The following is a 21,835-nucleotide window of genomic DNA, read 5'->3' on the forward strand; positions in this document are numbered from 1 at the left end:
TTAGATCATACCATCTCAGGTGCCGCTTCGTGACGACGAGGCGGAGAATTGGGAAGCCGGTCAGAATCCGGCGCTGCCCCCGCAACGGTGGTGGAGTTCAAGTCGCAACGGGAGACCACTGGGCAACTGCCTGGGAAGGTGTCGCGATGGTCCGCAAGGACAACTCCAGAGCCCGGAAACCAGCCCGAGATTGTTAGACTCGACTGATCGCGGTGGGCGGTCAAGAGGTGGATAGCGCATGTCGGCACCTAGCCGGCCTGCGTTTCAATCCTTCCTCCATCACCACCAGTTCAGTCCTTAGAAACGAGGACAGGACATGGATACCCGCAACGAGATGCTGAGGCTCCTGAAGGGGCGCCGGCAAGGCTTTTCGCTGGAGCAGCCCTTCTACACCGATCCGGACTACTTCAAGCTCGACATGGAGCTGATCTGGTATCGCGACTGGCTGTTCATCGGCCATGATTGCGAACTGCCGAAGCCGGGCAGCTACATCACCGTGCAGATCGGCGACTATCCGGTGGTCCTTGTCCGCGACCAGCACGGCAAGATCAACGCCTTCCACAATTCCTGCCGCCATCGCGGCAGCCGTGTATGCAACACGGAGAAGGGCACGGCGGCAAAGCTCGTCTGCCCCTATCACCAGTGGACCTATGAGCTGGACGGCCGCCTGCTGTTTGCCCGCCAGATGGCCGACGGTTTCGACAAGAGTGATTTCAGCCTGAAGCCGGTCGCCTGCGAGAGCGTCGGCGGCTACATCTTCATCTGCCTGGCCAAGGAACCGGCGGATTTCGCGCCGATGCGGGCGATGATCGAACCCTATCTTTTGCCGCACCGGTTGCGTGAAGCAAAGATCGCCTTCGAGAGCACGATCGTCGAGAAGGGCAACTGGAAGCTGGTCTGGGAAAACAACCGCGAGTGCTATCACTGCGCCGCCAATCACCCGGAGCTGTGCAAGACCTTCCCCGAGGCTCCGACCGTGACCGGCGTCAACGGCGCCGACAGCGACCCTGAAATGGTCGCGCACTGGGCTAGATGCGAGGCATCAGGCCTGCCGAGCAAATTCCGCATCGATCCGGCAGGGCAGTACCGCGCCACCCGCGCGCCTCTGCTGCGCGATGCCGTCAGCTACACTATGACGGGAAAACGAGCGGTCCAGAAGAACCTGTCCGACAGCGTTTCAACCGACCGCATCGGCTCCTTGCTGCTCTATCACTATCCGACGACCTGGAACCATATCCTCGGCGACCACGCCGTCACCTTCCGCGTGCTGCCGATCAGTGCCACGGAAACCGCGGTGACGACGAAATGGCTCGTCCACAAGGATGCGGTCGAAGGGGTCGACTACGACCTCGCTGAGCTCACCCATGTCTGGACCGAGACCAACGACCAGGACCGCCGCATCGTCGAGGAAAACGCCTTCGGCATCCTGTCGCCGGCCTATGAACCAGGCCCCTATTCGGAGCTGCATGAGGGCGGCGTGATCCAGTTCGTCGAATGGTACGCGTCGTTCATCGGGCCGCGCCTCGCAGAAGGCGACCGGCCAGCCTTGCGCAGCGTCGCCTAGCCCAGGGGACAAGAGGATGAATGCGATGACGGACCTTGGCCTCTATCGCCATCTCGACCAGATGACGCCCTGGAACGACAGGCTGCAGGTGCTGGAAGTGATCGGCGTCAGTGACGAAGCGCCTGACGTGAAGACCTTCACCTTCCGCTCCGACAACCAGACCTGGTTCCGCTACAAGCCGGGCCAATTCGTGACTCTGGAACTGCCGACATCGGACGGGCCGCTGATGCGCACCTATACGCTGTCCTCCTCGCCATCGCGGCCGTTCTCGATCGCGGTGACGGTGAAGGCGCAGGCGGGCAGCACCGGTACGCGCTGGATGTTCGACCATCTGACGCCGGGCTCGCACGTCAAGGCCTATGGGCCGACCGGCGACTTCTCGCTGCACAGCCACCCGGCGGCCAAATATCTGTTCATTTCGGCCGGCTCCGGCGTGACGCCGATGATGTCGATGCTGCGCTGGTTGAACGACTGCGCGCCATGGACAGATGTCGGCTTCGTCAACTGTGCGCGCCGCCCGGAAGAGATCATTTTCCGCAAGGAACTTGAGCTGCTCGGCAGCCGCATGCCCGGCCTGTCGCTCGGCTTCATGATCGAGGAGCGGTCGAGCCGCGAGGGCTGGTTCGGCCATATGGGCCGCATCGACGCGATCCGGCTGCCATTGCTGGCGCCCGATTTCCGTGAGCGCGAGATCTTCTGCTGCGGCCCCGATCCCTTCATGCGCGCCGTGCGCGGCATGCTGGACGCCGCCGGCTTCGACATGGCGAAATACCATCAGGAAAGCTTTGCGGCGCCTACCGTGGAGGAGATCCCGGCGCCGTTCTCGCCGCCGGCGGAAGACGGCGCCGCTGCTGCTGTCGAGGCCGTGACACCAATCCGGTTCTCGCTTTCCGATGTCGATGCCGAATGCGTCGCCGGCCAGACCGTGCTGCAGACGGCACGCGCCTCTGGGGTGCGGATTCCCGCCGCCTGCGAGTTCGGCCTGTGCGGCACCTGCAAGGTGAGGAAGGTCGCGGGCGATGTCGAGATGAGCCACAATGGCGGCATCCTCGATCACGAAATCGAGGACGGCTTTATCCTCGCCTGTTGCTCGAAGCCGCTTTCTGCGCTTGAAATCGAAGCGTGATCGGCTGCGCTCGCCCCGAGCCTGCGCCATCTTGCCAAAAACCCTGCAAATGGTTAGACGCCTGCAACGGTGGGGTTGACCGTAAGGCCCGAAGATCATCTCCGCGGCCTGCTCGGCGGGGGAGCAAACATGCGACAATCCGGCATCTATGCCATTGCCAGCAAGGATATCGTCTTTGAATCCTTCGACGGCGAAGCCGTCGTTCTTGACCTGACCACGGGCAAATATTTCGGCTTCTCTGATTCAGGCAGCAGACTTTGGGATGCACTGTCGTCCGGCGTGCCTGCCTCCGAACTTGTCGGCGCCGCGACCGGAATTGGCGCCCTCGATGCCGCCGCGATTGACGGCTTTGTTTCACAATTGCTCGAATTCGGTTTGCTGGCGGCCGTAACCGATGGCGTGGCAAGACCGGTTCCAAGCGAATTGCTGGCTCAGCTCGCCGCTGCCAGAGAGCCCCTCAAGGTCGACATCCATGACGATCTCGCCGATCTCATTGTCGTCGATCCCATCCACGAGGTCGAGGAGCCCCTCGGCTGGCCCGCGGTGAAGCAAGCCAACTGAAGCGCCCATCAGGTTCTCGTTGCCGGACAGCTCCGGAACAGGCAAACCCATGCCGAACATCACTCTCGAAAACTTGGTTGACTACGCACGTCATGTCCTGGCGCAAGCAGAGAGCAGCGCCGCGCATTATCCACTGACCCGCAAGGCGAGCTTGCCGCATCTGGATCTGACCGCGCATGTCAGCGCCGGCGCGTTGGCGGCTGCCGTCGCTCATGGCTTTGTCACTGCTCCGGGCAACCGAACGCCTGCCGACATCTGCCGCGTCTTCGTCGCGCATCCCGGCATAGACGGCATCGCGGCACCGGCCAGGTGGGGCCAGGGAGCCTTCACGCAGCATGGCTTCGCCACCCAACTGGCGGAAGCCGGTTTGCGTGGCAACCATTTCCACGACCTGGATTTCTGGCAGTTCTATGATCCGCAACGTCGCGTTGGCGTGCAATTGATGGCTTCGGCCGACGCCTTTCCGCCGTGGGAGCCGGGAGCGCCGCTGCGGGCTTTCCTGCATTGGGAATATGGGGCGCGCGGCATGCGCCTTGCCCATGCCGGCACGCTCGGCGCCAATGGCAAGGGCGTCCTGCTGGCCGGCGCGGGCGGCGCCGGGAAATCCGGAACCGTCGCCGCCGGCCTCCTCAACGGACTGGACAGCGTCGGCGACGACTATGTGCTGGTCGACCTTGCCAACGGCGTGACTGTCCGCCCACTGTTTTCAACACTCAAGCAGGATCCCCAAGGGTTCGCGCGGCTTGGGCTGAAGCATCGGCTGCCGGCGCATGGTCCGCTCAACTGGCAAGGCAAGCATGCTTTTCACATTGATGACATCGCGCCCCGACCGGTGCCCGAAACTCTGGACATCGTCGCGCTGTTGGCGCCACATATCGACGGTGGCGGGGCAAGTTCGATCGTGCCGGTGTCGCGCAGGGATGCCATGATCGCCTTGGCGCCGTCGGGCATAGCGCAGATGCCGGGCGAGCGGGAGAGCGGCTTTCGCTTCTTCAGCGACCTGACCCGCCTGCTGCCGTGCTATCGTCTGTCGCTGGGGACGCAGCCCCAGGAGATAGCCGGCACGATTGCGGACTTTCTCGCGCGGGGCGATTCGTGAAACTGAGCGTGATAATGCCCGTCTACAACCGTGAACGCTATGTCGTTTCGGCATTGCGCTCGCTGGTGCGGCAGCGGGACGCCGCCGATCTCGACATCATCGTCATCGACGACGGCTCGACCGACGGCTCTGCTGAGGCCGTGCGCTCGATGATGCGCGAAAACCCCTGTATCCGACTGTTCCAGCAATCCAACATGGGCGTGGCCAGGGCGCGCAACGCCGGGCTGCGGCAACTGCCGCCGGATGCGGAGTTCGTTTCGTTTCTGGATTCTGACGACATCTCGCCGGCCGGACGGTTCAAGGCCGATCTCGCCCGCTTCGAGGCTACCCCCGGGCTTGAGCTGACCTATTCGCTGATGACGCTGGTCGACCGGATCGACGACGAGCGGCTGGAGCCTACAGTGGATAGCCGTACGATGACGCTTCGGGGAATTTCGCTGAGCACCGCCGTGTTCAGAAGGGCGCTTGTAGACCGGATGGGCCAGTTCGATGATGATTTCGAGCAGGCGGAGGACACCGACTATCTGCTGCGCGTTTTCGAAACGGGACCGAACTATGAGTTGATGGACACCGTCGCGATTTACTACCGACGCCACGCCGGGAATGTTACCAAGGAGCGTAGCGGCAGGGTCCGCAACCATCTGCGTGCAATCCACAAGTCGATGCGGCGACGCAAGGCCGATCCGTCTCTGCTGGAGGTCCAGGGTATTTTCGAACTGAAGAGCCCCGCTGATTGGCAGATGCTATGATGCTCGACACAATCGGGTCGGATCAGCCAAGCCCGGAACGCTGCTGGAGACTCCGATGAGGCTGAGCGTCATCATGCCGGTCTACAATCGCGAACAGTTCGTTGGCCTGGCGCTGCGCTCGTTGCTCAGGCAGCGCGAAGACATCGATCTCGACATCATCGTCATCGACGATGGGTCGACCGATGGCTCTGCGGCCGTCGTGCGGTCATTGATCGACGAGGCCCCGTGCATTCGTCTTTTCCAGCAGAGCAATGGCGGGGTCACCAAAGCGCGCAATGCCGGGCTGAAGCAGTTGCTGCCGCAGACTCGTCTGGTGTCGTTTCTCGATTCGGACGACATCTCCCCGATAGGGCGGTTCAAGGCGGATCTCGCCTGCTTCGAAGAGGATCCGGGCCTCGACCTGACCTATTCGCGCATGACGCTGATAGACAAGATAGATGGCGAGACGCTGGAACCGGCCGCCGACAGCCACTCCATCACCGTGCGAGGGATCCACCTGTCCGCCGGGATCTTTGCGCGAGACCTCATCGAGCGCACCGGTGGTTTCGACGAGGATTTCAAACAGGCCGAGGACACCGACTATCTGTTGCGTATCTTTGAGAGCCAGGCAAAATACGTTATGCCCGATACGGTGGCTCTCTATTACAGGCGTCATCCCGGCAACATGACCAAGGAAGCCGATGTGCCCTTTCGCGAGTTCATGCGCGCCATTCACAAGTCGATGAAGCGTCGCAAGGCCGATCCCAGCTTGCGCCGGGTGGAGGGGATCTTCGACTTCAAGGATCTCGCGCAGTGGCGGTTCCTTTGATGGCAGGCTACGGCGTCGTCATTCCGGCTTTCAACGCGGCCGCCACCATAGGCGCGGCCCTGAACTCCGTTCTGGCCCAGACGGCAAAGGCGGAGGCCATCGTCGTGGTCGATGACGGTTCAACCGACGATACGGCTGCGGTGATCGATGCGATGAACCTGCCGGTGACGGTGCTGCGACAGGACAATGCCGGACCTGGCAGCGCAACGACCCGTGGCATTGCGGCACTCTCGACGCCGCTCATCGCGACGCTCGATGCCGACGATTTGTGGCTGCCGGACAAGGTCGAAAAGCAGCTGACCTATCTCGGCCGTCATCCCGGGACAGCGGGCGTCTTTACGCATTGGCGGACGTTTCGCGGCGACAGCCCCGATTTGCCCGATGCGACCAGTGGAGCTGGCTGGTCGCGCACGACGATGATGATCCGCCAGGAGGTGGTGCCGCGCATCGGTCCCATCATCGACCCACCAGGCGGTCGCGGCGAGATGATCGACTGGATCGCCCGGGTTCGTGAGGCAGGCCTTGCCCTTGCCATGCTCGACGACGTGCTTGCATTGCGCCGCATCCGTCCGGGCAGCCTTTCCTACGGCCGCGATCCGGCACGCGACCGGGGCTATCTCCAGGTCGCAAGGCTCGCCATGCAGCGGCGAGCCCGGAACAAGGCAGGCTCCAATTGAACGCCAGGCCCGTTCGCCGCATCGGCCGCCGCTTCCCGGACTATGGCTGGTCGTGGCCCACCGGCCAGCTGGACCTGTTGCTAAAGGCGGCGCTGCTCTCCGACGAGGACGCAGCCGCCGGCTGCGCCGCGCGCTGGCTGGACGAGAACGACATCGATCTCGTCTCGTTTCGAGAACATCGCCTGCTCGCCGCCATCTCCGACAGGTTCGGCAGGAAGCTGGCCGGGCATACCGCGCACCCGCGCCTCGTCGGCCTGCAGAAGATGCTGTGGACGAAGTCGCGCATGGCGATGCGCGAGGCCGAACCGGCGCTGAAGGCGATGGCAGACGGCGGCGCCGACATCATGCTGATAAAGGGCGCCAGCCGCATTGCCTTGAACGCGTCGGCGCAGCGTGGCCGGGTGGCGCACGACATCGACATACTGGTGCGCCCGCGCGACATGGCTGCCGTCTTCGACATCTTGCGCGATCGCGACTGGCAGATCGCCTCGGGCGTCAGCGCGCAATATCTGCGAACCCGGTTGGCGTCACTGCGGTCGATGAACTTCTTCAAGGGCCGTTTCGGCGACATCGACCTGCACCAGCTCGGCTATGACGGGTCGCAGACGAGCGCGGAAGACGACCTGGCGATCTGGCAACGGGCGGTCCCGGCACAATTCAGCGGCGTCGCGGTCTTCGTGCCGTCGCCGGCCGATCGCATGGCCCTGGCCATCGCCCATGGCGGCCTCGACGCCCACACCCACAGCGACTGGCTTGTCGACTGCGCGGTCGCCATCCATGGCGAAGACGTCGATTGGGACATGTTCCTCGACATCGTCGGCAGACGCGGCCTGGCGGTTCCAGCGGCGGTGGCGCTATCCTATCTGGCGTTCGAGATCGGCATTCCGGTGCCGGAACCGACAATGGTCAGAATCTTGGAGATGGCCGACGGAGCTGGCCTGTCGCGTTGGTCGTCGGTTCTGCAAGCCAAGCCGCGCACGGATTTCGGCGGCCTGGTCTGGCTGTCGCGCGGGCTTGCCAAGCAGTTGCGCCTGAAGCGGAAGAAGGGCCGGTTGCAACAGGAGCCACCCGCCAAACCTTGGCGCGGCAAACCGGCCGCGCGCAAGCCGCAGGCCGTACCGGCGCTATTGGTGTTTTCGCAGGCCATCGCCTGTCCGCAAACGACCGGCGACATGATGCTCGATATCACCGTCAGGATCGGCGTTCCGCCGGTCCGGCGCCGCATCGAAATGGAGATCAATGCCGGCGACGACCATGTCGCCCGCCTGCGCGCCATGGCCATCAGCCGATCCGGCAGGGAACGCGTGCTGCATTTTCGCGGCAAGGTGACGCTCGACGGCGCGCGAGCTGCCTGGACGCTAGAGGCGCGACCGTCGCGGCAGTTTCGTGAATGGAACGACGAAGCCACAGTGGCTGCTTATGGCGCCTTGCCCTTCGAGCTGCTGTCGGCGGATTTCTCGCCGGTTGGCTAAAGGCGAATCCGACGAACCTTTCTCGAAAGGCGGCGTCGGTTCACACTCCGTAGCGTTCGGTGCGAATGATTTCGGCTGCAACGCCGGCATCGATCAGCGCCTGGGCGGCCGCGGAAACGAAGGCATTGGAGCCGCAGACGAAGGCGATGCCAGGCGGCTCCGGCAGCCGCGCCAATGCTTGAACCATCATCGCAACGTCCACCCGCCGCGCATAGTCGGCTGGACGGCGTGCGGCTTCGCGGGTCAGTGTCAGCACCAGGTCGAAGCCGTCCTGGCGCTCGTCGAGAACGATCAGCTCGTCACGAAAGATCACTTCGTCCCAGACCCGGACCGAAAAGACCAGGACGACGGGCACCGCTGAATTACGTGCGGCGCGGTGGCGGAGCATCGACATCAAGGGCACGACGCCCGAACCGCCGCCGACCAGAACAAGCGGCCCACTCTCATCCTCCGGCCAGACGAAATGCCCGCCAAGCGGCCCGCGCAGTTCGATTTCATCGCCCACTGCCGCGACCTCGTGAAAGAAGGGCGAGACCTCGCCATCGTCGAGTTTTTCGATCGCCAGTTCAATTACGCCATGCGTTTCGGGCGCGGAGGCGATGGAATAGGAGCGGCGCGCCTGATAGCCGTCCGGCGCCGTCAGCCTGACGTCGACATGCTGCCCTGCGCGATAGGCGAAGGGCCGAGACGGCTGGAAAAAGAAGCTGGCGACACGCGGCGTGCGCTTTTCGATGCGGACGATGCTGGCTGTTTGCCAGGGCGATTGCACTGCTGCCGCATCGCTCATGGATCGTCCGTGTAGCGCTGCTCGCGCCATGGGTCGCCATAGATGTGGTAGCCGCGCAATTCCCAGAAACCGGGCTCGTCGCGCGTGGTGAATTGCAGGCCGTTCAACCATTTGGCCGATTTCCAGAAATAAAGATGCGGCACCAGCAGCCTTGCCGGGCCGCCATGGTCCGGTGTGATCGGCTTGCCTTCGTAGAGCAGCGCCACCATGGCCTTGCCGGCGGTGAGATCCGTGACCGGCACGTTGGTGGTGTAGCCGTCGAACGCGTGCGCCAACGTGAAGCCGGTCGGCGGCTCGACCCCCGCATCCGCAAGGATATCGTCGACCAGCACACCCTGCCACGGCGTGTCGAATTTGGTCCATGCTGTCACGCAATGGATATCGCGTGTCATTTTGGTCATCGGCAGCGCGTTGAACTCGGTCCAGTTCCATTTCTTGATCGGGCGTGGCCCGTGTTTCAGCGTGAAAGACCAATCCTCGGTACGCACGCGCGGCGTCGGACCGGCCGACAGCACCGGGAAACCCTGTTCTAGATACTGGCCTGGCGGGATGCGGGCATCGCCATCGGTTGGCGGGCGCCGTCCTGAAGAGAAACCTCGGGTGACCATAGCGGCAATCCCCATGCGATCAGGCCACTATCGGCCTGACGCAATGTTCTCGAAGATGTCGTGACGGGCAACCTAAATCTTGACGGGCGGAGACCGGCGGGACCGTCACCGATGGACCTGCCGCTCCGCGTGCACGTCAACGCCATTTCTCAGCCATTGGCGAAAGGCACCGCGATGTACATTTGAGCGTCGCCACGCTCGACCAGCAACAGCACCGATTTCCTGCCGGACTTGCCGGCCAAGGCGATCGCCTGGGTTACCTGCCTGGCATTCTTGACCGGCACCTGATTGACGGCAACGATGATGTCGCCGGCCTGTATTCCGGAAGCGGCGGCCGCTTTGTCGGGGTTGACGCTGGCAACCACCGCGCCGTGCTGCTTGCCGGCAAGGTTCATCTGCTGGCGAATGTCGGGTGTTATATCCATCAAGCCGAGCCCTATCGCCGGAGCGCGCCCGGCGCTCGGCGCGTCGGACCCGTCGTCCAGCGACGCGGTCCTCGCATCGGCGCTGTTTTGGCCGACATCGACGGAAATCCGAATCGGCTTGCCTTTGCGCCAGACATCGACCGTTTCCCGGGCGCCCGGCGCGACATCTGCGACCGCCCGCGACAGGTCCTTGGGATCCTTCACGTCCTGCCCGGCAAAGCTGGTGATGACGTCACCCGTCTCGATGCCGGCCTTGGCCGCCGGCGAACCGTCGTTGACCTCTGAAACCAGCGCACCGCCGGAATGGTCGAGCCCGATGGCGCTCGCGACATCCGGCGTCACCTCCTGGATCTGAACGCCGATATAGCCGTACTGGATGGAGCCGCCCTTCATCAGCTTGGCGACCACCTTCTGGGCCTGGCCCGACGGAATGGCAAAACCGACGCCGACGCTGCCGCCATTGGGTGAATAGATCGCCGTGTTGATGCCGACGACATTGCCGGCGACATCCACCAGCGGGCCGCCGGAATTGCCGTGGTTGATCGGCGCGTCGATCTGGATGAAATCGTCGAAAGGCCCACTATGCAGGTCACGGCCGCGCGCCGAGACGATGCCTGCCGTGACGGTGGTGCCGATGCCGAACGGGTTGCCGAAGGCCAGCACCTGGTCGCCTGGCATGAGCTTGTCGGAATCGCCCCATTTGACTGTCGGCAGGGGTTTGTCCGACTTGATCTTGAGTACGGCGAGATCGTTCTTGGCATCGCGGCCGACAAGCTTGGCCGGAAGTTCGGTGCCGTCGTCGAGCGTAACCTTGATCGAAGAGGCGCCATCGATGACGTGATTGTTGGTGACGATGGTACCATCCGCGCCGACGATGAAGCCGGAACCCAGCGCCTCGGCGCGCTGCGGTTGCTGTTGTGGCGGCGTCTTGGGCGTCGGCATGCCCTGGTCACCGAAGAACTGGCGGAAATAGTCATCGAAAGGCGAGCCGCCGTCGAAAGGAGAGGCATCGCTCATCGTTTCAGGCTGTGCCTTCATGACGGTGGTGACCGTCACCACCGCCGGCTTGTCGGCGGCAACGATGGGTGCGAACGAGCCATTGGGCGCGGTGATGCCGGCGACAGGCGTCTGGGTCGTCGGAATAGTGTTGCCCTCGCCTTGGGCGAAAGACATGACGAAGGGGGATATGATCAGCGCAGCGCCCAGCAAGGCCGCGACGCGATGCCTACGAAGGATATCTGACATGGTCGTTTGTCCGGGCGAGAGTTGATCCAGCGCCGTGGCCTCTCCCGTGCGGGGAAAATCGGTCATCGGCGTGTCGAGGTCGCAATAGCCCGTCTCGCCTACATGGCAGCCAACCGGATCGACGGCCTTGCATCTAGGGCGCGGATTCGCCCGATTTAGGGTTTTAGGGCGACCTTACGAAGATTTAATATCCGCACGGCGGCAGCGTCGCAAAGTCGTCGGGCCCCGCCTTGCTGCCTCGCTGGAGCCTCAGCCACCGGCGGTTCGCTCGAGATAGGCCGTGGCAATCTCGCGCATGCGCTTGCCGTCGAAGCTCGGTCCGTGTCCTCCGTGACCGATGCGGATCGGCAAGTCGAGCAGGCGCTGCATCGTGCTGACATAGGCGGCTCGGTCGGAATCCGGCAGGTCGTCGATCAGCATGGCGTCGTAGATGGCATCGCCGCTGAAGAACAGGCCGTCGACCTCGTCGAACAGCGCGATCGAATCCGGTGAATGGCCCGGCAGATGCAGCACGCGAAATTGCCGGTCGCCAAGATCGACGACATCGCCCTCGTCCAGGGTTCGCGTCAACGGCGCGGGCGGGATCCTGTAGTCGGCCGACTTCCATCCGGGCGCCGGCAGTTTCGAGACGGCGCCCACGAGGTCATGGAACATGTAGGCGTAGGTCGCGGCCTCATCCATGGTCTCGAACTGCGCCGCGCTCATCCTTGGCCCTGCCCGCAACGGGAATTCATGCAGCGAGCCGACGTGGTCGAGATGGATGTGGGTGGCAACGACCAGCAGCGGCTTGCCCTCCGCCGTCTCGATCTGCGGCGCCAGCGGACAGATGCCCATGCCGGTGTCGACGAGCAGGTCGGCATCGCGACCGCGCAGATGCCAGATATTGGCCCGAACATAGGCATGGACGAAGGGCTCGGTCAGCATCGTCGTCTTGTCGTCGACGACGTTCCTGCTGAACCAGCCCGGCATCAAGTGTGAGTCCGGCATGAGAAGTGAGCCGGGCATCAAGTGTGAGCCCGGCATCAGACGAAGGGCTTCCCGACCTTGTACTTTTCCGGCACCAGCCGCTTGAGATAGGCCATGCCGGCATCCGACAGCTGATTGACATCGGGCTTCATGAAATCGTCCGGCATGTGGCGTGTCTTGCCGGCGACGTTCTTGAGCGGCACTTTCTTCAGCACCGTTCTGGTGCCGTCATATTGCAGCGCCACCGAGCCGCCGCCCTGTTCGGCGACGGTGACGGCGAAAGCGCCGGCATCGAACGCCTCCTGCGCGTCGACCGCGCTGATGGCGCCAATATAACCGCGCGGCATGTAGCCGAGCGCATCGACGCGGGCCCGCTTGCCCGGCAGGCCTTCGGCCAACGCGCGCTCGAGTGCGGCCGGGAGGTCGCTGCCCGACAGCTTGACGTTGCCGTGCGCGTCGCGCTCAAGCTTGTCCGGCGGCACCAGGCTTTCGACCAGGGCCTTGCCGTCGGCGGTGCTGACGCCTTCCGAAACAGCGACGATGCAGCGCTTGTGGCGATCGAGCGTGGCACGGACGTCGTCGATGAAGCCGGCGGCCGAGAATGGGCGCTCGGGCACGTAGACGAGGTGCGGGCCGCTGTCGGCGTCGAGCTGCCAGGCAGCGGCGGCCGCGGTCAGGAAGCCGGCATGCCGGCCCATGACGATGCCGACATAGATACCGGGCAGCGCGCGGAAATCGAGATCGACGGAGAGGAAGGCGCCAGCGACGAACTCGGCCGCCGAAATGAAGCCCGGCGTATGGTCGTTTTCCTCGAGATCATTGTCGATGGTCTTTGGCGCGTGGACGAAGGCGATCTTGCCGCCGGCGGCATCGGTCAGGATCTGCTGCGTGCCCGACGTGTCGTTACCGCCGATATAGATGAAGGCGTCGGCGCCGGCCTTCTTCAGGCCGTTGAGGATGACATCGCAATAGGCGGCGTCGGGCTTGTCGCGGGTCGAGCCGAGGGCGGCGCTCGGCGTGCCGGCAATCAGCCGCAGCCGGTCCTCGGGGATGGCGGAAAGGTCGACATAATTGCCGTCACGGATGCCGCGCACACCATGGATGGAGCCCAGCACCTTGGCACCGGGATGCCGCTTGCGGATCTCCAGCGTCGCTCCGACAACCGTCTGGTTGATGACGGCGGTTGGGCCGCCGCCCTGCGCGATAACAAACGTTCCAGCCATGCTTGATTTCTCCCGGCGCGATGGTTTTCAAGGCACCTTGGCCTGTCTTGCCGTATCGCGCAACGGGAGTTTCGAGCGGCGCCAACACGCCGCATAAGCGTCAGACGACGACGACCGGATTTTTCTTGGAGACGCGGCTGTAGAGGTCGATGATGTCCTGGTTGATCAGGCGCACGCAGCCCGACGACATCGCCTGGCCGATGCTCCACCATTCGGGCGAGCCATGGATGCGATAGCCGGTGTCCTTGCCGTCCTGGTAGATGTAGAGGGCACGCGCGCCGAGCGGATTGGTGAGGCCGCCGGGCTGTCCGGCTTGCCATTTCACCAGTTCAGGCTTGCGGGCAATCATCTCCGGCGGCGGCGTCCAGGTCGGCCATTCCCTGCCGTACTGGATGTTGGCGCGACCCGACCAGCGGAAACCATCCTTGCCGATGCCGACGCCGTAGCGAATGGCGTCGCCACCCGGCTGGACGAGATAGAGCATGCGCTCCTTGAGATGGACGACGATGGTGCCGGGTGCCTCGCCTGTCGTGTCGACGACGATCTGGCGGCGGAATTCCGGCTTGACCTTCAGATATGGCACTTCCGGCACGTTGAAGCCGCCGTCGGTCAGCCCGGCATACATGACGCCGGGGCTGGTGATGTTCTTGTCGACGCTGATGCTTGGCCGGATCGGCCGCACGGAACCCGTGGTGACGTCGTCGAGCTCGAGCGCCGGCAACACCCCGTCCGAGGTCGAACAACCGGCGGCGCTCAGCAGCGCGAGCGCCCCTGCCCCGGACAGGATGGCACGGCGGGAAAGATGATGATCGGTTTCGATTTCGTCGCCATTTCGCGGCGGCGTCAGACCTTGCGGCAACTCACGCATATACCCAGACCCTACGCTGTCGGCGGGAAGCACGGTCCGGCCGGATAGCGGGCATTTTCATCATTCATGGTTGATAAAGCGTGAAGACCTTGCACAGCCTGCATTTGCGCATGGCCTTGACGATGTCCGACCTTCTTGCCTGGGCTTGAACGAAGGCTGCTGCACAAAAAGACCTCGGTCGGGTCATATTCCCGGTACTGGTGTTTCCTACTTCTCAAGCGATCAGCGAGGGGCCTCCATGTGCAAGACCTTAAAAACCGACATCAAGCTTTTTGCCGCTGCCATTGTCGCGGCGGCAACGGTTCTCGGCGCAAACGTCAGCCTGGCCGATATCGTGAGCACGCTGAGCGGCGCGAACTGACATCGATCTGCCGCTGGCGCAGTTAGGGAAATCGCCTCTTTACATTCTCCCGGGCCTCAGGATTTATCCTCTTCTTTAAGCTCAAAGGAGATGAGCATGTCCTTCGAAAACTGGGCCGCCTTCGCTGCCGCATCGACGATCCTTCTCATCATTCCGGGTCCGACCATCCTTCTCGTCGTGTCCTACGCGCTGGGCCAGGGCTGGCGCACCGCCTTGCCGATGGCGATCGGCGTGGCGCTGGGCGACTTCACGGCGATGACCTTGTCGATGCTGGGTATCGGCGCGCTGCTGGCGGCTTCGGCGACCGTCTTCACCATCCTGAAGCTGATCGGCGCCGGCTATCTGATCTATCTCGGCGTGAAACTGTTTCGCGCCGGCGGCGCACTGAAGGCCGAACCGCGCACCGACGCGGTCTCATCGGCCAAGATGATGGGGCATGCCTGGCTGGTCACCGCGCTCAACCCGAAAAGCATCACCTTCTTCGTCGCCTTCCTGCCGCAGTTCCTCGACCGACACGCCGATTTCTGGACGCAGATGCTGATCTTCGAGACGACCTTCCTGGCGCTCGCCTTCGCCAATGCTTTCGGCTATGCGCTGATCGCCTCACGCGCACGCAACGTGGTGCGCAATCCCAAGGCGATCCGCATCTTCAACCGCACCGGCGGCACGCTGCTGGTTGGCGCCGGCATCGCCACGGTGGCGATGCGTTCCAGCAATTAGGCTCTCTGTCTGACCATGACCCCGAAACTGTTTTTCGGGGTCATGACCGGCCTTACCATTTGACGCTGAACCCCAGATTGCCTTCGAGGATCCGACGCTCGTCGCCGCCGAGATTGGTGGTGTAGTCGCCGGTGGCGAAGATGCTGACCTTGTCCGTCACCTTGGCGATCACACCGCCACCGAATTCGAACGAGGTCGATCTGCCCTCGGTGGAGATATCGGTGGTGTCGAAATTGACATGGCTCGTGCCGCCGAAATCGTGCCAGATGTTGGCCTTGAGGTACGGCTGCAGCGCCATGCCATTGATCGTTGTTTCGCCTTGCAGCCGTGCGCCGAGCCGGCCGGTCACGCTGCCGTCCGTATCAAAGGAAACCGAAGCAAAGCGGTCCAACGCATCGTCGAGCGACAGTTGCTGCCAGACCAGTTGCGCCTGCGGTTCAAGCGTCCAGCCTTGCCCCAGCGCGATGGGATAGCCGCCTTCCAGCGAAGCGGTGATGCCGGTCCCGCCGACATCGATGCCGATGTCGCGCGACGATGTTGCGTTTCCACCGAAGAAGGTAGCCATGAGGACGCCGTCCAGGTACCAGCCACCCTGGCCGATCCGGGTCCAGTAGCCGCCGACGCTGGTGCCGTTGATATCCATGCTGCCGACGGACAGATCGTTCCAGCCCAGCGCCTGGCCGCGCACGTCGCCATTCATGCTGGCATAGGCGACGACCAGGCCGGCGCGATCGGTCTGGCCCGACGCGGTTTCGCGGCCGAACAGATCGAAGCCCGCCTGAAGGCCGAACAGGGTGCCGTCGAAGGACGGCGATACCGTTCCTGAATATGCCATCTTGCTGTCCTGACCGAAGATGCGGCCCCAGACCGGCGACAACTCGGTGTTCGACAACAGGCTCTGCTCGCCGCGCCGTTCGTGGAAGGTGCCGAGCGTCGTCATCGCCAGATGTTCGGCGACCGGCGGCAAGGCCGAATAGACCGGAACCTCGATGCGATAGAGCAGGATCTCCTCGCCCGCCGCTGGTGTCGGTAGGTCGGGCACCTCCGTTGGCACCACCGGCGGCGGCGGGGGCGGATCTGCCACTGGTGCCGGCGGTGGTGCCGGTGGTGTCGCGGGCGGCGGATCGGTCGGCACGACCGGCGGCGCCGGATCAACCGGATCGGGGTCGCCGGGGGTGGACTCCGGCGGCGGCGGCGGCGCAGGGTCGATGGGCGGCGGCGGCGGCGGTTCGGCCGCCGGCGGCTCAGGTTCCGGCGGCGGAGCAGGTTCCAGCACCGGCGGGGCTGCGGCCGGCGGGGCCGGCGTGTTCAGCGTCGAGCGCAGGTACCAGTTCTCCTCGCTGCCGGCGCTGACGCCGCCCTTGAACAGGTAATATTCGAAGGCACCGGCGGCGACCGGGGCGTCGAGCGCAAATGTCGTGGCGCCCGAGGTGGCCCCGTTGATTGCCTGGACGACCATGATGCCGTCCTGCGTGGTCGCAGCCCCCGCGCCGCCGAGATTGACCACGGAGATGCCGGTCGAACCGGAAGCCGTTCCGCTCGACAGGACCAACTTGTCGGATGCGGAGGAATCGTCACCGAGCTCGGTCTGGATAAGCAGCAGGCCACCCAGGCCGACATAATTGCCCGAAATCGTCAGGCTGTCGGTGGCACCGGTGCTGCCATTGGTCAGGTCGATGCGTCCGGCATTGGTGACCTGCGCCAACTGACCCGCCGTAAACGCCTGGATCGCCGCGTTGAAACCGCCGCCATAGAGCGTGCTTGCGGCATCGACACTGAGCGAACCTGTGCCGGTGCCGCTGTCGCCGAGCACCAGATTGCCGTCGAGCGTCAGCTCGGTGTCATTGGTGGCGTCGATGCTTTCCCAGTTCTGGAGCCGGCTGATCCCATCCAGTTTGACGTTGTCCAGGGTCAGCGCGTCGGTGCCGAGACCACCCGATATGGTATTCGTGGCACCGAGATTGGCGTTGGTGAGGTTGCTGAGTTCGGCGGTGTCGTTGTCGCCGCCGAGGTCGACGGCGCCATAGATGATGCCGCCGCCATTCCAGACGAAGTTATCGGCGCCAACACTCATCAGTATATCGCCACCGACCGTACCGCCGGTGACCGTGACGCTGTCGTTGCCACCGCTGACGCTGATGTTGCCGCCGATGGTGCCGCCCGACAGGATGATCGTGTCCTTGTCCAAGCCGGTGACGAGGTTGCGGTCGATGGTGCCGCCGGACATGTTGAAGTAATTCTGATCGAGCTTCATGTTGACGCGGCCGATGCGGCCACCGGTCATCACGGCACGGTCGCCATCGTCGAAGAAATCGACGATGCGCCCGCCGGTCATGGTGAAGGTGTCCAGGCCATCGCCCTGGTTGAGCGAACCGATCTGGCCGCCGCTCATGTTGAAGTCGTCGATGCCGGCGCCCTGCTGGACATTGCCGGCGACGGTACCCGCGCCGATGGTGAAGAAATCCGTGCCGCCACCCTGATCGACGGCGCCGGTGATGGTGCCTGACTGCATATCGATGCGGTCCGTGCCTACACCAAAGGTCACGTTGCCTGATATCTGCCCGGTGCCGCCGGCGGGAAAATTCAGCGTGTTGTCGCCATCGGGATCGGCGAGGCTGCCGCCTGAGTCGCCGCTATCACAGGTGTAGACGGTGTTTCCGGCGGATGGACCCAGCACGCATGCGGCAAACGCGGCGGAGTTGGGCAGCAACGCAAAAGCCGTAGTTGAGAGGATGCTAATAAGCCACGGGTGTAGCGGATGCGGCTTTCGCCGTAGCGAAGCAACTGCCACCTGCACATCCTCCGAATGACTGTTCGGAAGTGAGTTCTTCATATGCCGCATCGCGTCCCCTCTCGATTCGCGATTTCCAGCCCCCGCCAGTCGCCGTAATGAAGACACAATTCATTCGCTTTTACAAAGCCTAATCTGCCCCGCATGGTTGCTAAACTGCAAAGACTACTCAAATGACCTGGCGTAGCGCGCGGTTGGCGTTGCCGTGGCCCATGCTTTAGGATCGGTTTGGGCCGAAGGATCGAGGGCCTGTCACGGGTCGATAAAAGGACATCGCATGGCAACCAGGGACGCATTCGGCCTGGCACTTTCGGGCGCCACGGAGGCGGGATTCACCCCCTACAGCCAGGCAGTGCGTGAACTGCAGTGCTTCGTCGGCGATCCCGTAGCCTCCGTCGACCGCGCCATCGCGGAAAATCCCGGCTTCGTCATGGCGCATGTCTTCAAGGGTTATCTGTTCGGCCTCGCCACCGAGCGGGAGGCGACGGCCGTGGCCAAGGCCTGCCATGAGACCGCACTGCCGCTTGCCGCGACCACGCGCGAGCGGGCGCATGTCTCGGCCCTTGGGCATCTCGCCAGCGGACGATGGCATCAAGCCAGCCGCGTTCTCGAGGACGTCGCCATCGAGACCCCCCGCGACGGGCTGGCGCTGCAGGTCGGCCACCAGATCGATTTCTTCACCGGCAATGCCCGCATGCTGCGCGACCGCATCGCGCGGGCCCTGCCGTCATGGCAAAGCGGCATGCCCGGCTACCACGCCATGCTCGGCATGCAGGCCTTCGGGCTGGAGGAAATGGGTGACTATGTCAGGGCCGAGCAGCTTGGCCGCGCGGCGATCGACATGGAGCCGCGCGATGGCTGGGCGCAGCACGCCGTCGCCCATGTCATGGAAATGCAGAGCCGGCAAAGGGATGGCATCGCCTGGATGCAGGCCAACCCGGAAGCGTGGACAAGGGAGAGCTTCCTGCAGGTGCACAATTGGTGGCACCTGGCGCTGTTCCACTATGATCTCGGCGAGACCGACGCGGTGCTGGCCCTCTATGACGGCCCTATCTACAGCGTGCAATCGACGATGGCGCTCAACATGGTCGATGCCTCGGCAGTCTTGTGGCGGCTCGCCCTCGGCGGCGTCAATGTCGGCGACCGCTGGGCGGCGCTCGCCGCCAATTGGCACAAGGCCGGCGCCGGCAATTATGCCTTCAACGATGCCCACGCGATGATGGCCTTTGTCGGTGCAGGGTTCGATGCGCCGGCCCTCGCTTTGCTCGAGGCGCAGCGCGAGGCCATGCGTGGCAGCGACGACAATGCGGCTTTCACGCGGGATGTCGGCCATCCGCTGACGCTCGCCATCAAGGCATTCGGCGAGGGCAGCTACACCGAGGCCGTGCGCCTGATCCGGCCGATCCGCTCGATCGCTCATCGTTTCGGCGGCAGCCACGCCCAACGCGATGTTATCGACCTGACGCTGATCGAGGCAGCGTTGCGCACCGGTGACGGTGCGCTGGCCAGGGCGCTCACGGCCGAGCGTTCGATGGCGCGGCCCGACAGTCCGCTGTCAGCGCTGTTTGTGCGACGCGCCGCCGATTTGTCGGAGAATTGACCCGAAGCGGATCTTGTTTTAAAAACTGGCCAAGCCAGATTTTTTCGAGACCCGAAAAAATTAACTGGCGTGGGAGGAAGACATGTATCTGGGCCTCGATCTCGGGACGTCGGGCGTCAAGGCGCTGCTGATCGATGCCGGGCAAACCGTCATCGGTTCCGGTCATGGTTCGCTTGATGTTTCACGGCCGCATCCCGGCTGGTCGGAACAGAATCCCGAGCACTGGATCCGGGCCTGCGAAGACGCAATCGCCGAGCTCAGATCCTCCAATCCGGATGAACTCGCGGCAGTCAAGGGCATTGGCCTGTCCGGGCAGATGCATGGCGCCACGCTGCTCGACGCCGCCGACAAGGTGCTGCGTCCCTGCATCCTGTGGAACGACACGCGCAGCCATGCCGAGGCGGCTGTCCTCGATGCCGATCCGCGCTTCCGCGCCCTGACCGGCAACATCGTCTTTCCCGGTTTCACCGCGCCGAAACTTGCCTGGGTGAAAAACAACGAGCCCGCTGTCTTCGCCAAGGTCGCAAAAGTGCTGCTGCCCAAGGACTTCCTGCGGCTCTGGCTTTCGGGCGAACACATTTCGGAAATGTCGGATTCTGCCGGTACCTCCTGGCTCGATGTCGGCAAGCGGCGCTGGAGTACGGACCTGCTCGCAGCGACGTCGCTCGACGAGAGGCAGATGCCGTCGCTGGTTGAGGGTACGCACAAGGCAGGCGCACTGCGCAGCGAATTGGCATCGAAATGGGGCGTCCAGGCCGGCATTCCGATCGCCGGCGGCGCCGGCGACAATGCGGCCTCGGCCTGCGGCATGGGCACGGTCGGCGCCGGCCACGCTTTCGTCTCGCTCGGCACATCGGGCGTGCTGTTTGCCGCCAACGCTTCCTACCTGCCCAACCCGGCTAGCGCGGTTCACACCTTCTGCCACGCCCTGCCGAACACCTGGCATCAGATGGGGGTCATCCTGTCGGCGACGGATTCGCTCAACTGGCTGTCCGAAATCACCGGGAAGAGCGCCGGCGAATTGACCGCAGAGCTCGGCGACACATTGAAGGCGCCCAGCGGCGTGTCCTTCCTGCCTTATCTCTCGGGTGAGCGCACACCCTACAATGATGCCGCCATTCGCGGCGCGTTCACCGGGCTGGCGCATGAATCGAGCCGTGCCGTGCTGACCCAGGGCGTGCTGGAGGGTGTGGCCTTTGCCTTCCGCGACAGCCTCGAAGCCCTGGCCACGGCCGGCACGACCTTGACGCGGGTGACGGCGATCGGCGGCGGCTCGCGCTCGCACTACTGGTTGAAGGCGATTGCCACCGCGCTTCAACTGCCTGTCGACATTCCCGCCGACGGCGATTTCGGCGCCGCCTTTGGTGCCGCACGGCTCGGTCTGATTGCTGCGACGGGTGCCGATCCGCTTGAAGTCTGTACGGCACCGAGAACGGATGCGACGATCGAACCGGACGCGGCGCTTGGCGGGGGCTATGCCGACGCCTATCAGCGCTACCGGGCGCTGTACCCGGCGATTCGGGGCGTGACCGCGTGAGTGAGCGCGAGGCACCCCCCTCTGCCCTGCCGGGCATCTCCCCCGCAAGGGGGGAGATTAGCAGCGTTGACGGATATGCCAGTCCTGCACGGTGGGTGATTGGCGAAGGCGCGGATGCCAACCCATCTCCCCCCTTGCGGGGGAGATGGCCGGCAGGCCAGAGGGGGGCGCTTCACGCCCGCCTCCCCCAGAAGTCCTCACTGCGCCGGCACCTTGTCGAGAAAGCCGGTGACGCTCTTCAGGCGGCCGTTCTCGATGATTCCGATGTCGGTACCTTCGATCACCGAAGGCGTCCCCTCAGGTCCGAGATTCCACGAGAAGCGGATCTTGTCGGCAAAACCGTCCGGCGTGCCCTTCAGCGAGAACCGGAAGCCGGCAAAGCGCTGCTGCACGCCGTCGATCAGAGCCGCGACGCCTTCATGGCCGTCGCCCTGCATGAGCGGATCACGATAGCTGACGTCTTCCGTGAAGGTCGCCTTGAGCAATTCGGCCCGGCGGCCGGCATCGCTTTCGTTCCAGGCGGTGATGTAGTTTTCAGCGATCTTAGTGAGGTCGGTCATGGTCTGTCTCCTTCGTTTGGTGGCTTTGACATGGCCCTTTTCGACCAGCGCTGGCCTGAAACCAATTACGCCTGAGGTAATGGCGGCA

Annotated in this window: 20 protein-coding genes and 1 riboswitch; of the genes, 12 read left to right on the forward strand and 8 right to left on the reverse strand. The window is 63.9% G+C overall.

Annotation, left to right across the window (positions count from 1 at the left end; all coding sequences use genetic code 11):
- Positions 1 to 202, forward strand: a riboswitch (cobalamin riboswitch).
- A gap of 114 nt (positions 203 to 316) precedes the next feature.
- The 8 genes from NKI99_RS18465 to NKI99_RS18500 all read left to right on the forward strand — a co-directional run bounded on the left by NKI99_RS18465 (position 317) and on the right by NKI99_RS18500 (position 8,056).
- The gene (locus NKI99_RS18465; protein WP_352611616.1) at positions 317 to 1,564 is read left to right on the forward strand and encodes an aromatic ring-hydroxylating oxygenase subunit alpha; all 1,248 of its coding nucleotides are present in this window, start codon (positions 317 to 319) and stop codon (positions 1,562 to 1,564) included.
- 25 nt (positions 1,565 to 1,589) lie between these two features.
- Complete coding sequence (locus tag NKI99_RS18470) at positions 1,590 to 2,690, forward strand: FAD-binding oxidoreductase (protein ID WP_352611617.1); 1,101 nt, start codon at positions 1,590 to 1,592, stop codon at positions 2,688 to 2,690.
- Between the two features lie 129 nt (positions 2,691 to 2,819).
- Positions 2,820 to 3,251, forward strand: a complete 432-nt coding sequence (locus NKI99_RS18475; protein WP_128302761.1) for a PqqD family protein — start codon at positions 2,820 to 2,822, stop codon at positions 3,249 to 3,251.
- A gap of 49 nt (positions 3,252 to 3,300) precedes the next feature.
- Positions 3,301 to 4,350 (forward strand): serine kinase, encoded by a 1,050-nt coding sequence (locus NKI99_RS18480; protein WP_352611618.1) that lies wholly within the window; start codon positions 3,301 to 3,303, stop codon positions 4,348 to 4,350.
- 14 nt (positions 4,351 to 4,364) lie between these two features.
- Positions 4,365 to 5,099: a glycosyltransferase family 2 protein gene (locus NKI99_RS18485; protein ID WP_352554606.1), complete on the forward strand. Its 735-nt coding sequence runs from the start codon at positions 4,365 to 4,367 to the stop codon at positions 5,097 to 5,099.
- Positions 5,100 to 5,154: 55 nt separating this feature from the next.
- Positions 5,155 to 5,907 (forward strand): glycosyltransferase family 2 protein, encoded by a 753-nt coding sequence (locus NKI99_RS18490; RefSeq protein ID WP_352554607.1) that lies wholly within the window; start codon positions 5,155 to 5,157, stop codon positions 5,905 to 5,907.
- On the forward strand, positions 5,907 to 6,584 hold the full coding sequence (locus NKI99_RS18495) for a glycosyltransferase family 2 protein (RefSeq protein ID WP_352554608.1): 678 nt from the start codon (positions 5,907 to 5,909) through the stop codon (positions 6,582 to 6,584). The genes NKI99_RS18490 and NKI99_RS18495 overlap by 1 nt, the downstream gene beginning before the upstream one ends.
- Positions 6,581 to 8,056: a nucleotidyltransferase family protein gene (locus NKI99_RS18500; RefSeq protein ID WP_352611619.1), complete on the forward strand. Its 1,476-nt coding sequence runs from the start codon at positions 6,581 to 6,583 to the stop codon at positions 8,054 to 8,056. Before NKI99_RS18495 ends, NKI99_RS18500 begins: the two co-directional genes overlap by 4 nt.
- A 40-nt stretch (positions 8,057 to 8,096) precedes the next feature.
- Here NKI99_RS18500 and NKI99_RS18505 read toward each other — a convergent pair whose 3' ends face one another.
- From NKI99_RS18505 to NKI99_RS18530, 6 genes are all read right to left on the reverse strand, one after another.
- Positions 8,097 to 8,843 carry an FAD-binding oxidoreductase gene (locus NKI99_RS18505; protein WP_352611620.1) on the reverse strand — a complete coding sequence of 249 codons (747 nt, stop codon included), beginning with the start codon at positions 8,841 to 8,843 and terminating at the stop codon, positions 8,097 to 8,099.
- Positions 8,840 to 9,451 (reverse strand): sulfite oxidase-like oxidoreductase, encoded by a 612-nt coding sequence (locus NKI99_RS18510; protein WP_023813663.1) that lies wholly within the window; start codon positions 9,449 to 9,451, stop codon positions 8,840 to 8,842. Before NKI99_RS18510 ends, NKI99_RS18505 begins: the two co-directional genes overlap by 4 nt.
- 149 nt (positions 9,452 to 9,600) lie before the next feature.
- Positions 9,601 to 11,121: a DegQ family serine endoprotease gene (locus tag NKI99_RS18515; RefSeq protein WP_023813664.1), complete on the reverse strand. Its 1,521-nt coding sequence runs from the start codon at positions 11,119 to 11,121 to the stop codon at positions 9,601 to 9,603.
- A gap of 249 nt (positions 11,122 to 11,370) precedes the next feature.
- Positions 11,371 to 12,090, reverse strand: a complete 720-nt coding sequence (locus tag NKI99_RS18520) for an MBL fold metallo-hydrolase (RefSeq protein ID WP_352611640.1) — start codon at positions 12,088 to 12,090, stop codon at positions 11,371 to 11,373.
- Between the two features lie 53 nt (positions 12,091 to 12,143).
- Positions 12,144 to 13,310, reverse strand: coding sequence for a diphosphate--fructose-6-phosphate 1-phosphotransferase (locus tag NKI99_RS18525; protein WP_352611621.1), 1,167 nt, complete (start codon positions 13,308 to 13,310; stop codon positions 12,144 to 12,146).
- A gap of 100 nt (positions 13,311 to 13,410) precedes the next feature.
- Positions 13,411 to 14,178: a L,D-transpeptidase gene (locus NKI99_RS18530; RefSeq protein ID WP_352611622.1), complete on the reverse strand. Its 768-nt coding sequence runs from the start codon at positions 14,176 to 14,178 to the stop codon at positions 13,411 to 13,413.
- Positions 14,179 to 14,416: 238 nt separating this feature from the next.
- On the opposite strand from NKI99_RS18530, the gene NKI99_RS18535 reads away from it, so the two are divergent.
- Both NKI99_RS18535 and NKI99_RS18540 read left to right on the forward strand, forming a co-directional pair.
- Positions 14,417 to 14,539, forward strand: coding sequence for a hypothetical protein (locus tag NKI99_RS18535; RefSeq protein WP_013528283.1), 123 nt, complete (start codon positions 14,417 to 14,419; stop codon positions 14,537 to 14,539).
- Between the two features lie 96 nt (positions 14,540 to 14,635).
- Positions 14,636 to 15,259 carry a LysE family translocator gene (locus NKI99_RS18540; RefSeq protein ID WP_352611623.1) on the forward strand — a complete coding sequence of 208 codons (624 nt, stop codon included), beginning with the start codon at positions 14,636 to 14,638 and terminating at the stop codon, positions 15,257 to 15,259.
- A 52-nt stretch (positions 15,260 to 15,311) separates the two neighbouring features.
- On the opposite strand, the gene NKI99_RS18545 is transcribed toward NKI99_RS18540, so the two are convergent.
- Positions 15,312 to 18,101, reverse strand: a complete 2,790-nt coding sequence (locus NKI99_RS18545; RefSeq protein ID WP_352611624.1) for an autotransporter family protein — start codon at positions 18,099 to 18,101, stop codon at positions 15,312 to 15,314.
- 226 nt (positions 18,102 to 18,327) lie between these two features.
- Here NKI99_RS18545 and NKI99_RS18550 point away from each other — a divergent pair, with 226 nt between their 5' ends.
- Together NKI99_RS18550 and xylB are read left to right on the forward strand one after the other, a co-directional pair.
- Entirely contained in the window at positions 18,328 to 19,650 is a 1,323-nt protein-coding gene (locus NKI99_RS18550; RefSeq protein WP_352611625.1) for a tetratricopeptide repeat protein, read from the forward strand.
- An 82-nt stretch (positions 19,651 to 19,732) separates the two neighbouring features.
- Entirely contained in the window at positions 19,733 to 21,187 is a 1,455-nt protein-coding gene (gene xylB, locus NKI99_RS18555) for a xylulokinase (protein WP_352611626.1), read from the forward strand.
- Between the two features lie 197 nt (positions 21,188 to 21,384).
- Here xylB and NKI99_RS18560 read toward each other — a convergent pair whose 3' ends face one another.
- Positions 21,385 to 21,747 (reverse strand): nuclear transport factor 2 family protein, encoded by a 363-nt coding sequence (locus tag NKI99_RS18560; protein WP_063169801.1) that lies wholly within the window; start codon positions 21,745 to 21,747, stop codon positions 21,385 to 21,387.
- Between the last annotated feature and the right edge of the window lie 88 nt (positions 21,748 to 21,835).

This window comes from Mesorhizobium sp. M0239, from assembly GCF_040321815.1.
Classification (GTDB): domain Bacteria; phylum Pseudomonadota; class Alphaproteobacteria; order Rhizobiales; family Rhizobiaceae; genus Mesorhizobium.

Bases quoted from the DNA above. Each gene is read 5' to 3' on its own strand.
- NKI99_RS18465 (WP_352611616.1), top strand. From the start codon at position 317: ATGGATACCCGCAACGAGATGCTGAGGCTCCTGAAGGGGCGCCGGCAA.
- NKI99_RS18470 (WP_352611617.1), top strand. From the start codon at position 1,590: ATGACGGACCTTGGCCTCTATCGCCATCTCGACCAGATGACGCCCTGG.
- NKI99_RS18475 (WP_128302761.1), top strand. From the start codon at position 2,820: ATGCGACAATCCGGCATCTATGCCATTGCCAGCAAGGATATCGTCTTT.
- NKI99_RS18480 (WP_352611618.1), top strand. From the start codon at position 3,301: ATGCCGAACATCACTCTCGAAAACTTGGTTGACTACGCACGTCATGTC.
- NKI99_RS18485 (WP_352554606.1), top strand. From the start codon at position 4,365: ATGCCCGTCTACAACCGTGAACGCTATGTCGTTTCGGCATTGCGCTCG.
- NKI99_RS18490 (WP_352554607.1), top strand. From the start codon at position 5,155: ATGAGGCTGAGCGTCATCATGCCGGTCTACAATCGCGAACAGTTCGTT.
- NKI99_RS18495 (WP_352554608.1), top strand. From the start codon at position 5,907: ATGGCAGGCTACGGCGTCGTCATTCCGGCTTTCAACGCGGCCGCCACC.
- NKI99_RS18505 (WP_352611620.1), bottom strand. From the start codon at position 8,843: ATGAGCGATGCGGCAGCAGTGCAATCGCCCTGGCAAACAGCCAGCATC.
- NKI99_RS18510 (WP_023813663.1), bottom strand. From the start codon at position 9,451: ATGGTCACCCGAGGTTTCTCTTCAGGACGGCGCCCGCCAACCGATGGC.
- NKI99_RS18515 (WP_023813664.1), bottom strand. From the start codon at position 11,121: ATGTCAGATATCCTTCGTAGGCATCGCGTCGCGGCCTTGCTGGGCGCT.
- NKI99_RS18520 (WP_352611640.1), bottom strand. From the start codon at position 12,090: ATGCCGGGCTGGTTCAGCAGGAACGTCGTCGACGACAAGACGACGATG.
- NKI99_RS18525 (WP_352611621.1), bottom strand. From the start codon at position 13,310: ATGGCTGGAACGTTTGTTATCGCGCAGGGCGGCGGCCCAACCGCCGTC.
- NKI99_RS18530 (WP_352611622.1), bottom strand. From the start codon at position 14,178: ATGCGTGAGTTGCCGCAAGGTCTGACGCCGCCGCGAAATGGCGACGAA.
- NKI99_RS18535 (WP_013528283.1), top strand. From the start codon at position 14,417: ATGTGCAAGACCTTAAAAACCGACATCAAGCTTTTTGCCGCTGCCATT.
- NKI99_RS18540 (WP_352611623.1), top strand. From the start codon at position 14,636: ATGTCCTTCGAAAACTGGGCCGCCTTCGCTGCCGCATCGACGATCCTT.
- NKI99_RS18545 (WP_352611624.1), bottom strand. From the start codon at position 18,101: ATGCGGCATATGAAGAACTCACTTCCGAACAGTCATTCGGAGGATGTG.
- NKI99_RS18550 (WP_352611625.1), top strand. From the start codon at position 18,328: ATGGCAACCAGGGACGCATTCGGCCTGGCACTTTCGGGCGCCACGGAG.
- xylB (WP_352611626.1), top strand. From the start codon at position 19,733: ATGTATCTGGGCCTCGATCTCGGGACGTCGGGCGTCAAGGCGCTGCTG.
- NKI99_RS18560 (WP_063169801.1), bottom strand. From the start codon at position 21,747: ATGACCGACCTCACTAAGATCGCTGAAAACTACATCACCGCCTGGAAC.